Source organism: Paucisalibacillus globulus DSM 18846 (assembly GCF_000482485.1).
GTDB lineage: Bacteria > Bacillota > Bacilli > Bacillales > Amphibacillaceae > Ornithinibacillus > Ornithinibacillus globulus.
Map to the genome: position 1 here is coordinate 104,985 of NZ_KI519435.1, position 13,658 is coordinate 118,642.

A 13,658-nucleotide genomic window follows, 5' to 3' on the forward strand; every position below is an offset into this window, starting at 1 on the left:
CTTATTTCATTCTACATCACTATTACCTAATCTGGCCTGAATCTTTGCTTTTTCTTTATTTCTTGGCATTAAACTAACGATTGTATCACCAGTACTCGGTACCGTCCGCATTTCCTCTGAATAATACTTAATTTGGCCAGATGGCTTTATTAAGTAAAGGAATACCGTTTCTTCATCCTTTTCATCTAAATATTGACGATACGAATATTGCTCGGTAATCGTCGTACGACGGAATACAAAACCGTTGTTAATTTTTTCTTTTAAATCCTCTAAATTAATTTCCTTCTTGAATAAGATTCTTCCGCCCACTTTGGAAACAATCTCCCCTGTTTTGTAGACTGTATCATAAGGACTTACTTTAAATACATTTGTACGGCCATATTCCGGCATAAATGCTGTACAAACTAGCGAGTTATATGATTTACTGTCTGTTGCAGCTATCATGTATTCATATGGGATCGTATCCAAATGGTACTCGGTTTGTTCAGAAAGCATTTCCTCATGATAAAAAGGAACTCCAGCCTCCCTTGCAACCTTCAGTCTTTCCCATGAACCATCCACAATAATTACAGGGACATTGGACTTGGCTAGTGATTTTGCCAACTCTACCGTAAAAATATTACTACCAACAATTAACGTTCCCGGTCTTCCTTCCATCGACAGATTTAATTTCTTAGCTAGCCAACCAATAGAGAAACCGTGCGCTAATACCGTGAAGAATACTAATCCAAATGTCAAGGTTGTAAGGATTTCGGCATCGTCATATCCCGCTTCTAATAAAATTGTCGCAAAGTAACTTGACACGGTGAGTGCCACTATACCTCTTGGAGCAATCCAACCCACCAACAATTTCTCATTAAACGTTAATCCTGTTCCAAAGGTCGAAAGGAAAATGGATAACGGACGAACCAAAAACATCATTAATAATACGTACCCAATAATATTAGGGCTAAAGATTTCTAGAAGCGTTTCAATTTGTAATGATGCTGTTAGCATAATAAAGATTGCCGAAATCAACAGGATGGAGATATTTTCTTTAAAGTGCCGCATATCTGCAACAGAAGAAATACCCATGTTTGCAAGTGTAATCCCCATTGCGGTTACGGATAATAATCCAGTTTCATGCATGATTTCATCAGCAACGGTGAAACAGAAGATAACAACTGTAAATACTGCAGGAGATTTAAGGAATTCTGGAATATGACCTCTTTCAAATATAAAGCCAATTCCTTTCCCACAAAACCAACCAAATATTGCTGCAAAAATGGAAGCTGCAAAGAACATTATTAATGCCGTTCCATCTGGATCGCTCGCCGTTAAATAAGCAATGATTTCAAAAGCAAATACTGCAAGAAGTGCCCCAATTGGGTCAACAATGATTCCTTCCCACTTCAATATTTTTGCCGGTCTTGGTTTTAATTTTGACTGACGAAGTAGCGGCATAATCACGGTTGGACCGGTTACGATAAATAATCCACCGATAACAAATGCTACTGGCCAAGATAACCCAGCAATATAGTGTGCTGTTAATGATCCAAGGATCCATGCTATGAAAGCACCTACTGTAGAAATTCTAAAAATTGGTTTTCCTAAGCCTCGAAGCTCCTTAAAACTTAAATTTAAACTACCTTCAAATAGTATAATTGCAACTGCAACAGAAATAATCGGACTATATAAACTTCCAAAATCTTCTTGTGGATTAATAAACCCTAATAATGGACCAACAATTAGACCTGTTAAGGCCATGACAACAATTGCCGGCATGCGGTAGCGCCATGCCACCCATTGTGATCCTATTCCCAGTAAGAAGATTAACATAACTTCAAATAATAAAGATGTTACCATTACATGCCCCCTATTTTTAAAATATATGGTCATTCTAATTGTCCAACAAAAAAAAGTAAACTAATTTATTCTAAAAATATGGATACATTTTCATAACATTAGTGTTCAACATAGGAATGATATAAGAAATTTGTTAAACAAACATTTAATTGATTAACATCGTTTACCACTATCCAATAAGAATAGTATCTTCTGAACTATAAAAATTAAATTATACAAATAAAAAATAAGTAATCATTTCATTTTCTATATTAGAAATTCTACTTTCTATAGAAGTTTTCCGTAATATTTTCCTATTTTATCAACTCGTTTCTTTAAAAAATATATGGTAGGATAAACAGGTGAGAGGTGAAAGGTCATGATTTTAGAGCAAGAAAAAATTCTTAATACTTATTTTGGTTATGAGTCTTTTCGTCCTGGTCAACAGGAGGTCATTAAACGAGTAATCCAATCGACAAATACATTAGCAGTGATGCCAACTGGTGGTGGTAAATCCATTTGTTATCAAGTTCCGGGACTTTCATTAGACGGAACAGCTATCATTATTTCCCCATTAATATCACTTATGAAAGACCAAGTTGACTCTCTCCTAGCATTAGGAATTCCCGCAACATTTATCAATAGTTCATTATCTCAAGCAGAACAGGAAGACCGGATGGCAGGAGTTGCAAATGGCAGGTTCAAGTTCGTTTATGTTGCGCCAGAGCGCTTTGAGTCCTATGGGTTTATTCAAGTTATCAAACGGATTCAAATATCTCTAGTTGCCTTTGATGAAGCACATTGTATTTCCCAATGGGGACATGACTTCCGTCCAAGTTACCGGTCCATCGTTCCAAACTTAAAACAAATCGGAAATATTCCTGTCTGTATGGCACTTACAGCCACAGCTACAGAAGAAGTTATTTCGGATATTCAGGAATTATTACATATTGATAATAGCAATGTTATCAATACTGGTTTTGCACGGGACAATCTAGCATTTCATATCGTCAAAGGAAAAGACCGGACAAGCTATATTCGTTCATTTCTAGAGAGACATACAGATGAATCCGGTATTATTTATACAGCAACTCGTAAACAGGCAGATGCACTATTTGACCAGCTTGAAAGTCGTGGTGTTCCTGCCTGCAAGTATCATGCAGGAATGTCTGAACAAGCACGGAAACAAGCACAAGCTGCTTTTATACATGATGAAAAACCAGTCATGATTGCGACAAATGCCTTTGGTATGGGAATAGACAAGTCCAACGTAAGATATGTCATTCATTACGCCATGCCAATGAATATTGAATCTTATTATCAAGAAGCAGGTAGAGCAGGTCGAGATGGTGAGGCAAGTGATTGTATTTTGCTATTTTCACCGCAAGATATTCAGTTGCAAAAGTTCCTAATTGAGCAATCCCTAATGGACGAAGCTGCTAAGCAAAATGAATACCGAAAACTTCAAGCTATGGTGAATTACTGCCATACTCAAGGATGTTTAAGTAGCTTTGTTTTAGATTACTTTAAAGATATTTCTTTCCATAAAAATTGTGGACGATGCAGTAATTGTTTAGAAAAGGTCGAGAAAACGGATATCACAGAAGAAGCACAAATGATCCTCTCCTGTGTCAAACGAATGAATGAACGTTTTGGTGTCAGCATGACAGCTAAAGTACTAAAGGGTTCCAAAGATAAGAAGTTACTAGAATTCAGACTACAAACCTTGTCAACCTATGGGCTGCTGTCTGCTTATACGGAAAAAGAAATTACCGAACGGATTCATTTTCTAGTTGCTGAGCAGATTTTAGGAACAGAAGAAGGGAAATTTCCTACGTTAAAATTAAATCAACATTCCATTGATGTGTTGAAAGGTAAGCGGACTGTTGAAATGTACACAGCACCCATCCCAACTAGTGAAGATGATGATTTTTATAAAGACCTATTTGAAGAACTACGTGCCCGTAGAAAACAGATAGCGGACGAACTTAATCTTCCGCCATATGTGTTATTTTCTGATGTTACGTTAAAAGAGCTTAGTAGGTATTTCCCCGTTTCAAGGGAGGATATGCTTGAAATTAAAGGAATCGGTGAGAAAAAGTTTGAACAATATGGTGAAGTTTTCTTAGAGGTTATTAAAAAATGGCGGGAAAAACATCCAGAAGCGAAAACACGAGTAAAGATTTCTGGTTCTATTACGCCACCCAAACCTAAGAAGAGGGAGGAAGAAGAAGGACCAAGTCACCTAGTGAGCTATAAGCTTTTTCAATCTGGAAAATCCATTAGAGATATATCCGCCATCCGTGATATGAAGACAATGACAATAGAGAGTCATATATTTAAAGCCTTCCAGGATGGTTATCCATTAGCATGGGATATCTTTTTTAATGAGCAAGAGGAAGCTATTATACTAGCAGCCAAGGAACAAATTGAGGATCCAAAGTTAAAGCCACTTAAAGAAGCCTTACCCGAGGATTATGACTATACCAAGATTAAAGCTGTTTTGGTAAAGAATGGACTAATGTAGATAATGGAGTGCTTTATATGCACTCCATTTTAGTTAATATATATTTTTCTTAAGTGCACTTCTAATTTTTTTAGCAAATGTGTATAATAGTTACCATCACCAAAAAGGGGGGCTATATTCTGAAGAAATACTTTGCCCTATGGATACTCCTTTCCGTCATAACACATACCTATTTCATTGGCATGATTGATTCTAAAGCCGACAATCCACTAGTCATCCAAGAAACGGAAACAATCAGTTCTGTTATTCTTGCGGATATCCATCCAGTTGACGGGGATTTGAAACAAAAGGGACACCATGTTATTCATGAGGTATTTGTAGCACTGATTTTAATCGTTACACTTTCCTTCCATCGTTTTATTCAATTCATCAAGCGACGCACAATTCTTTGCCCCATTCTCTACCAATCGAATTATTTGATCACTTCTTCTTAAATTTCTTTAATAGAAATTCATTGAAGAAGGAGGAAAAAGAGATGATATGGGCTCGATTCATTATGATGGGATTCTTTTCATTATCAGCGGTGATGTTAATTTCTTATCAAAGCATTGAAATATTCCAAGCTTATTGGGATTATTTCCGTAAAAACTAATTAAAAATATCTTGAGGGGGAGTGTTTAGAAACATTCCCTCTCTTTTTGTCTAGAGGATGCATATTGACCTTTTCTATCATTTAATTTTCACAGCTCTAGTTGCAATAAATGTATTAATATAGTTATCCAGCATCCGGCTGCCGCCAAAATTATCTTCATAAAAGCCTGTAATGACAAAGCCAGCATCTATCTGCCCTTGAATTTGGTCCTCTAGGCTATGTCCAAACTCTAATGCACGCTTTGACTCTTTGTATTCCTCCAGCTTCTCTTGGGATAAAGCCTCCAAGTCCGAATAAGGAATTTTATGTTTTACTACTAAATTCCCCCTATCTTCCTCTTCCTCATCAAAAATATAAAGAAGAGGATTGGTAATTCCAGCAATTAGAACACCTTTATCTTTCAGGATTCTTGAAGCTTCATTCCAAACTGGCATAATATTATCCACAAACACATTGGAAACAGGATGTATAACGAGATCAAAAGATTCATCTTCTAAAAAATGAAGATCTAACATACTTCCTTGTATGGTTGTAATGGTTAATCCATCACGCTCTGCCACAAGTTGATCTTGCTCTAATTGCTTTTGTGACAAATCCACCACTGTAACATCGGCACCTACAGCAGCTAGTACTGGACCTTGCTGACCACCACCAGATGCCAGACAAAGTACCTTCAAGCCTTTGATTGATTCTGGAAACCAATGTCTCGGAACCGTTTTTCCAGTAGTCACCCCTATTTCCCAATGGCCATTCTTACTTTTTTCAATGATTTCTTTACTAACTGGTATCGTGTAATTTCCTCCATCTTCCACTTTTTTATCCCAGGCCATGCTATTTTGTTTGATTATGTCCATTTTTTAATCCACCCTTTTGAGTTAATTCTATAGCTCTAGTTATATATTCTTCGTCTGGTTACATAATCCCTTCAAAGCCATTCAAAAGGTCTGGTTGGATTCCAACTAAGAGTCTCTGGCATGGTGGGAGCATAGTTTCCGAGATTGGGTACATGAGCTAGCAGACCGGTCCCATACTTTCATTAGAAAAACTCGCATTCGCTCGTCTTTTAGCGAATGTGTTAGTTTCACTTATGTCGGCGGAAAGTTTTTATACTTTCCTATCTACCAAAGAAGAAAAAACCTGCTGCACTAATCCGTACGGGCAGGTTTTCCTTATCTAATCCGATTATTTACTTGTCATATCCAAAGCCCATGTTCCATTACGGAAAACGGCTTCTGTTGTACCATCTGCTTTTACGCCATCAATATCAAGTTTTTCTGATCCAAACATGAAATCGACATGTGTTAAACTATCATTTACTCCTGCTTTATCAAGCTCTTCATCATTCATCGCAGAGCCACCCTCAACATTCGTTGGATATGCTTTACCTAAAGCAACGTGACAAGATGCATTTTCATCGAATAATGTGTTATAGAAAAGTAAACCTGATTGTGATACAGGTGATTCATGTGGTACTAGTGCAATTTCACCTAAACGACTTGCACCTTCATCTGTTTCTAGTAAATGTTTTAGTGTGTCTTCTCCTTGCTCTGCTTTGAAATCAACTACTTTACCATCTTTGAATGTTAGGCTAAAGTTGTCGATCAAGCTACCGCCATAGTTTAATGGCTTCGTACTGGATACCGTACCATTTACACCATATTTATGTGGCATAGAGAATACTTCTTCTGTTGGCATATTCGGATTGAATGTGATTCCTTTTTCCGATACTGCGGAACCACCTTTCCAAATATGGCCTTCAGGAAGTTCCATTTCTAGGTCTGTACCTGGTGCTTTAAATACTAATTTCTTATAGTTCTTTTCATTTAACACTTCACGAGCAGCCTTCAATGTTTCATTATGCTCGTCCCATGCTTTAATTGGATTTTCTTGGTCCACACGTACGATTTTAATAATTGCTTCCCAAAGGCTTGCTATTGCATCCTCACGTGACTTATCAGGGAAGATTTTTTGTGCCCAATCACCTGTTGGAATGGAGATTATCGACCAAGTAATTTTGTCGTTCATTGTATATTTACGGAAGTTTGTCATTGCAAGGGCCGCTGCTTTATTTGCTTTGGCTACTTTTGTCGGATCAATATCTTTTAGAAGATCCGGATTAGTTGAGCGAATGGAAAGAACAGCAGCACCATCTTCCGCATACATGTCATGAAGTTTAACTCTCCACTCTGGAAAGTCTTCAAGCACTTCATCTGGAGCATATTGATATTTCCAAAGGGTTAGATCATCGTCTCCCCAGTTAATATGTACATCCTTAGCACCTAATTCATATGCCTTTTTGGCAACAATTTTTGTAAAATCTGCTCCTTCAAGCGAGGAGTTTATCATTAATGCTTGCCCTTTTTGCAAATTAACACCTGTTCGAAGGGCTAATTCTGCATATTTTTCTTGAATTTGTTGAGATACCATTTACAAAAACCTCCAAATTAAAAATTATTTCGCATATCGTTATTATTTCATAAATTCGAAAAATATCCAACTACAAACATAGGATAATTTCTATTAGTAATTAATGGTATTTTACACATTCAGTCATATTATGATACAATTATTGTAGTTACTTTTTGTAAGTTAATGAATTCCTTCGATATAGAAATGTGAGGTGGATTATCATGAGTGAATTATGTCCACGTTTTGAGAAAGCTATGCAAATTATTAGCAAACGCTGGGTTGGATTAATTCTTTTTGAATTACTCGACGGACCAAAGCGTTTTTCTGAAATGGAATCAAGTCTTCCGGTAAGTGGAAGGTTACTATCAGATCGTCTTAAAATGCTTGAAAAAGAAGGTATTGTCGATCGTAATATCTATTCTGAATTTCCGGTTCGTATTGAGTATACCCTATCTAAAAAAGGGGAATCATTACGCCCTGTTATTGAAGATATTCAGAGTTGGGCAGACGATTGGATTACCAAGGAAGAAGTAGAAGAAATTTCAAAGTAATAAACATTAGCGTGCACGGAGTTATCCATGCGCGCTATTTTAATACCCTAATCTCTTCCCCTTCATAAACTCCAACAATACATATGCCGCTACCCTACTTGTCATATTCCGAAAGTCAATCGTTGGATCAATTTCTACAATATCCATTGCCTTTACCATGTCATATTGAGCAGCCACAGTAATTCCTTCTACTAATGTGGTACTATCCATCCCTCCTGGACCAATCGCTGGGCATCCTGGTGCAAATGCTTGGTCAAGGACATCCATATCCACTGATAAATAAATCGAATCAACACGTTTTGACAGTTTTTCTATCTCACTTTTTAGAATGGATACCATTCCATTTTTCCGAACATCTGCCATGGTATAAACAGTTACCTTATTCTCTTTTGCATACTCGTGATATGCTTTGGCATTCGTAAAATCCCGAATACCAATTTGCACTAAATTTTCCCCAGTAATAATCTTATCTTCTAATAACCTTCGAAAAGGAGTCCCGTTTGTAGGTCCACCATCCTCTGTATTACGCAAATCATGATGTGCATCAAACTGGATGATTCCCACTGAACCATAATGTTCCTGGAAGGCTTTAATCGAAGAATAGCTTACAGAATGATCTCCACCTAGTAAAAACCAATTATCTGCTGCTTCTGTTTGATAGATATCCCATAACCCTTCATACAACCGTTTCTGACTCCCAACAATATCAGTAGGATGCATTTCTAAATCACCAAAATCAATGATATCTTCTTCTAAATCAAACATTTGTTCACCAGAATAAACGGAATAGCTTTGCAAGGCATCTCGAATCGTTCCCGGAGCGAGAGCTGCTCCGGAATGACTGATCGATGGTTTTGACAAAGGTAACCCTACCATTCCAAAAGTAGCTTTTTTGTCTTTAGACCAGTTGGTTAACAATTCTTTTGCCTTCTTTGTATAACGGTCGGTAAAAATCGCTTTACCAGCAGGCTTAAGATGACGAATTTCACTCATCGTATTGCCTCCCTTTTATAGATGACCTTACCGTTCTTAATTACTGTATTGGTATGATTTACGCCATAATGATATGGGATGTAAAGATAATTTGGTGCATCCCATAGGACAATATCTGCCTTTCTACCAACCGCAATGGTTCCAGCGACATCGCCTCTACCAATAGCATGGGCAGCATTTACTGTTACCGCATGCCAAATTTCCTCTGGTGACAGTTTTAACTTTAGAGCTGCGATGGACATAATCAACTGTAAATTCTCCGTCACCGAACTTCCTGGATTAAAATCAGTCGAAATAGCAATGGCTGCCCCGGCATCTATCATTTCTCTTGCTCTACCATAATCATCTTTTCCTAAGTAAAAGCTTGTTCCTGGTAATATAACGCCAATAGTATTTGAGTTTGCTAATCTTTGGATTCCTTCATCAGATGCCACTGCTAAATGATCCCCACTAATAGCTCCAAGCTCAACAGCTAATTCCGTTCCACCTAATGGATCTATTTCATCCGCATGTATTTTTAAACCCAATCCTTTTTCCTTTGCCTTTATCAGATATCTTCTTGACTCTGGTACAGAGAATACACCTGTTTCGGTAAAAATATCCACAAATTCCGCTAGTTCCTCTTGTTTGATTTCGTTAAAAAGCTCCGCCATCTCGTTTAAAAATGCTTCCGGGTCTTCCTTATAATCCGGTGGAATAGCATGTGCCCCTAAAAAGGTGGAAACTATATCAAGTGGATGTTTTTCATTCGCTTCCTTTGCCACTCTTAGTTGCTTTAATTCTGTATCGCGGTCTAGTCCATAGCCACTTTTAGCTTCCACTGTAGTGATTCCATAGGTTGCCATTCGGTCCAAATGGAATAATGCTTTATCTAAAAGCTCTTCATAACTTGTGGCTTGAGTTGCTCTTACCGTAGATAGGATTCCTCCACCTTGCTTTAATATTTCTAGATACGGGACACCTTGCTGCTTTAAGGCCATTTCCTTTTCGCGGGAACCACCAAATACAAGATGGGTATGTGGCTCTACTAAACCAGGAGTAACCAACTTACCATTTGCATCAATAACTTGCGAAGCTTCTAGAATACTAGCTTCTTCGGACGAGCCAAGCCATACTACGATATCGTCCTTTATCCCAATTGCTGCGTTATTCCGTACAGTTAGGTCTGCCATATCAGCACCCTTCACTGGTCCTTTTTTATCCAGCGGTAATAATTCACCGATATTTGTAATTAGAATATCTACTTTCACGTCTCTACCTCCTCATTGGAATCGTTATATCATGTTCATCTGCAAATTCCTGCGCACTTTCGTAACCAGCATCAGCGTGACGAATAATTCCCATTCCCGGGTCTGTCGTTAACACTCTTTCCAGTCTTTCTTTTGCCAAGTCCGTACCATCTGCCACCGCAACCATTCCAGCATGTAAGGAATAACCCATTCCTACACCACCACCATGATGGAAGGAAATCCAAGAGCCACCTGCAGCGGTATTTATTAATGCATTTAACACAGCCCAGTCCCCAACAGCATCACTACCATCCTTCATCCCTTCTGTTTCCCGATTTGGTGATGCAACCGAACCACAGTCTAAATGATCACGGCCAATGACGATTGGTGCTTTCAATTCCCCCGTGCGGACAAGCTCATTTATCGCAAGCCCCATCTTCACTCGTTCCCCATATCCCAACCAACAAATACGGGAAGGCAATCCTTGAAATGCCACACGTTCCTGGGCCATATCAATCCATCGAAGTAATGCTTCATTTTCAGGAAAAAGCTCTTTAATTAACTGGTCTGTACGATAAATATCCTCTGGGTCCCCAGATAGTGCTGCCCAACGGAATGGTCCTTTTCCTTCACAAAATAGAGGGCGAATATATGCTGGAACAAATCCTGGAAAATCAAATGCATTTTCAACCCCTTCGTCTTTCGCCACTTGTCGGATATTGTTACCGTAGTCGAATACAATCGAACCATGTTCTTGATACGTCAACATTGCTTCTACATGTTTCGCCATACTTTGCTTAGCCAGAGCCACATATTTATCTGGAACAGTTTTCCTAAGCACTTCCGCTTCCTCCACAGAATAGCCAATTGGAACATAGCCATTTAACGGATCATGCGCTGATGTTTGGTCTGTAACGATATCAATCTTAATCGTTTTTTCTAACAGCTTGTCATGTACTTCCGCTGCATTTCCGACTAAACCAATAGATAAAGCTCTCCCCTCCGCTTTAGCCTCATTTGCAAGTGCAACTGCCTCATCCATACTCTCCGTTAGCACATCACAATACTTTGTAGCTAAGCGCTTTTCAATTCGACTCTTATCCACATCCACAGCAATGACAACACCTTCATTCATGGTAACGGCTAAGGGCTGTGCTCCTCCCATTCCACCAAGTCCAGCGGTTAAGGTAATCGTTCCTTTTAACGAGCCTCCGAAATGTTTTTTCGCAAGAGCTGAGAATGTTTCATACGTTCCTTGTAAAATCCCTTGTGTACCAATGTAAATCCAACTTCCCGCTGTCATTTGCCCATACATCATGAGACCTTTTTGATCTAATTCATGGAAATGCTCCCAATTTGCCCACTTCGGAACTAACACGGAATTAGAAAGTAACACTCTTGGTGCATGCTTATGCGTTTTAAATACACCAACAGGTTTCCCTGATTGTATAAGCATGGTCTCATCATTTTCGAGATTCCTTAAGGTCCTTACAATTGCATGAAAAGCTTCCCAATTGCGGGCTGCTTTTCCAATCCCACCGTATACCACTAATTCTTCCGGATTCTCAGCAACCTCTGGGTCTAGATTGTTATACAGCATTCTTAAGGCAGCTTCTTGTTCCCACCCCTTACACTCTAACTCCAAGCCTTTTTTTGCTCGTACCTCCACTTTATTCATATACCCACCTCTTCTATTTCATTTTTAATATCACTTTCATGTTCTTCCTTAAGCCATTTTGTTAGATTTTCTATATCGATTGAAAAGATTCGATCCTTTGTGATGCTTGGAACGACTTTTCTAGCTTTGTTGTAGTATGCTCTTGTTATGGAGGATAGTTTCTCAATACCACGGTACTCCACCGCTTGCATCGCACAGATTAATTCAATCGCTATGACTCTTCTCGTATTTTGGAGCATGGCTAGTGCATGTCTTGCCGCAATGGTTCCCATACTGACATGGTCTTCCTGGTTTGCAGATGATGGAATCGAGTCAACACTCGCCGGATGTGCCAGTGTTTTATTTTCAGAAACTAGTGATGCGGCACTGTATTGCATGATCATTGCGCCCGATTCCAGTCCCGGATTAGGGCTAAGAAATGCTGGTAAGTCATTAAGTTGCGGGTTAACCAGTCGCTCTATTCTTCTTTCAGCGATATTAGCAAGCTCAGCAATCCCAAGTTTTATAAAGTCCATCGCAAAAGCTATCGGTTGCCCGTGGAAGTTTCCACCAGATATCACTTTATCGTCATCGGAAAAAATTAGCGGGTTATCCGTAACCGCATTGATTTCTATCGTTAGTTTTTCTTTTGCATAATGGAAAGTTTGCCAGCATGCGCCAAGTACCTGTGGAATACAGCGTAAAGAATAAGCATCTTGTACACGAATTTCCCCCTGGGAAGTTGTAAGCCCACTATCATGAAGAGTATTTCGCATTCTTTCCGCAACTTCCATTTGCTCCTGATGACCTCTTACATGATGTAAATCCGCATCAAAAGCTTCCATGATTCCATTTAGTCCTTCCATCGTCATGGCGGCAGTTAGTTCGCTTTGATGCAATAATTTTTCCATTTCTAAATACGTGATAACACCTGTGGCAGTCATGGCTTGTGTCCCGTTAATAAGTGCCAAACCTTCCTTTGCCTTTAAGGTAAGGGGGTGTAATCCTACTGCTTGGAAAGCCTCTTCTGTTACCATCCGCTTCCCTTGGTAAAAAACCTCACCCTCCCCAAGCAAAACTAGCGCCAAATGAGAAAGAGGTGCCAAATCGCCACTAGCCCCAAGGGATCCTTGCTGCGGAATGACAGGGCTAATCCCAGCATTTACAAGATTAATTAATTGTTCCACGAGCTCTGAGCGAACACCCGAGTATCCTTGTGCTAAGGCATTAGCCCGAAGCAATACCATGACTGAACTAATCTTTTCATCAAAAGGTTCCCCAACCCCGCAAGCATGGGAATGGATTAAATTCAGCTGTAAATCTTCTAAATCCTCATCATTGATAATCACATCACTAAACTTCCCAAACCCCGTATTGATTCCATACATTACCTTTTTAGATTGAACCATAGTTTCTACGGCTCGACGATTTTCATCAACCTTTTTCCTCTGAGCATCACATAGGACAACCGGTTCACCATGAAAAACGACACGCTTCACATCATCCAATGTCAAATCACTTCCTGTTAATAAAACCATTCTCCTCACTCCTCTGTTGCATCACTTTAATAGGATAAAGCGCGCAAATTAAAAGGAGGCATAAGGTTAAACCTTAGCCTCCGTTATTATTTGGATTTCGATTAGTTTGCGCGTGAATGAATTTCATCCTTGCACCTCGTTTTTTAATTTTCTTACTATTAATAGTGTAAGCGTTTTCCTTGTAAATTTCAATAGGAAACTTCTATCCTTCATTTTGGGATTGAATTGTGGTTGAAATAATGTATAGTGGCACTTCATTCTTCATTTCGAACTGAAATTAATGTTGAAATGATGTATGTGAGGCTCCCATTCTTCTTTTCAAACGATGTCAAATATAA

Annotated in this window: 10 protein-coding genes; 3 read left to right on the forward strand and 7 right to left on the reverse strand. The window is 38.8% G+C overall.

Annotated elements, in window-relative coordinates; all coding sequences use genetic code 11:
• Nucleotides 1-6 precede the first annotated feature (6 nt).
• Nucleotides 7-1,845 (reverse strand): cation:proton antiporter, encoded by a 1,839-nt coding sequence (locus K332_RS0112680; RefSeq protein WP_026907786.1) that lies wholly within the window; start codon nucleotides 1,843-1,845, stop codon nucleotides 7-9.
• 358 nt (nucleotides 1,846-2,203) lie between these two features.
• Between K332_RS0112680 and recQ the strand changes: the two genes are divergently transcribed.
• Complete coding sequence (gene recQ / locus K332_RS0112685; RefSeq protein ID WP_026907787.1) at nucleotides 2,204-4,351, forward strand: DNA helicase RecQ; 2,148 nt, start codon at nucleotides 2,204-2,206, stop codon at nucleotides 4,349-4,351.
• A gap of 182 nt (nucleotides 4,352-4,533) precedes the next feature.
• A complete protein-coding gene (locus K332_RS23970) occupies nucleotides 4,534-4,785 on the forward strand; it encodes a hypothetical protein (RefSeq protein ID WP_156914198.1) in 252 nt (83 codons plus the stop codon).
• Between the two features lie 235 nt (nucleotides 4,786-5,020).
• On the opposite strand, the gene K332_RS0112695 is transcribed toward K332_RS23970, so the two are convergent.
• Both K332_RS0112695 and K332_RS0112700 read right to left on the reverse strand, forming a co-directional pair.
• A complete protein-coding gene (locus K332_RS0112695) occupies nucleotides 5,021-5,797 on the reverse strand; it encodes a class I SAM-dependent methyltransferase (protein WP_026907788.1) in 777 nt (258 codons plus the stop codon).
• 328 nt (nucleotides 5,798-6,125) lie between these two features.
• A complete protein-coding gene (locus tag K332_RS0112700) occupies nucleotides 6,126-7,370 on the reverse strand; it encodes an aminopeptidase (RefSeq protein WP_026907789.1) in 1,245 nt (414 codons plus the stop codon).
• A gap of 203 nt (nucleotides 7,371-7,573) precedes the next feature.
• Between K332_RS0112700 and K332_RS0112705 the strand changes: the two genes are divergently transcribed.
• A complete protein-coding gene (locus tag K332_RS0112705) occupies nucleotides 7,574-7,903 on the forward strand; it encodes a winged helix-turn-helix transcriptional regulator (protein ID WP_026907790.1) in 330 nt (109 codons plus the stop codon).
• Nucleotides 7,904-7,942: 39 nt separating this feature from the next.
• On the opposite strand, the gene hutG is transcribed toward K332_RS0112705, so the two are convergent.
• From hutG to hutH, 4 genes are read right to left on the reverse strand one after another with little or no spacing between them, the layout of a single operon-like run.
• The gene (gene hutG / locus K332_RS0112710; RefSeq protein ID WP_026907791.1) at nucleotides 7,943-8,896 is read right to left on the reverse strand and encodes a formimidoylglutamase; all 954 of its coding nucleotides are present in this window, start codon (nucleotides 8,894-8,896) and stop codon (nucleotides 7,943-7,945) included.
• Nucleotides 8,893-10,146: an imidazolonepropionase gene (hutI, locus tag K332_RS0112715; RefSeq protein WP_026907792.1), complete on the reverse strand. Its 1,254-nt coding sequence runs from the start codon at nucleotides 10,144-10,146 to the stop codon at nucleotides 8,893-8,895. Before hutI ends, hutG begins: the two co-directional genes overlap by 4 nt.
• A 4-nt stretch (nucleotides 10,147-10,150) precedes the next feature.
• Complete coding sequence (hutU, locus tag K332_RS0112720) at nucleotides 10,151-11,803, reverse strand: urocanate hydratase (RefSeq protein ID WP_026907793.1); 1,653 nt, start codon at nucleotides 11,801-11,803, stop codon at nucleotides 10,151-10,153.
• Nucleotides 11,800-13,320, reverse strand: coding sequence for a histidine ammonia-lyase (gene hutH / locus K332_RS0112725; RefSeq protein WP_026907794.1), 1,521 nt, complete (start codon nucleotides 13,318-13,320; stop codon nucleotides 11,800-11,802). The genes hutU and hutH overlap by 4 nt, the downstream gene beginning before the upstream one ends.
• Nucleotides 13,321-13,658 lie beyond the last annotated feature (338 nt).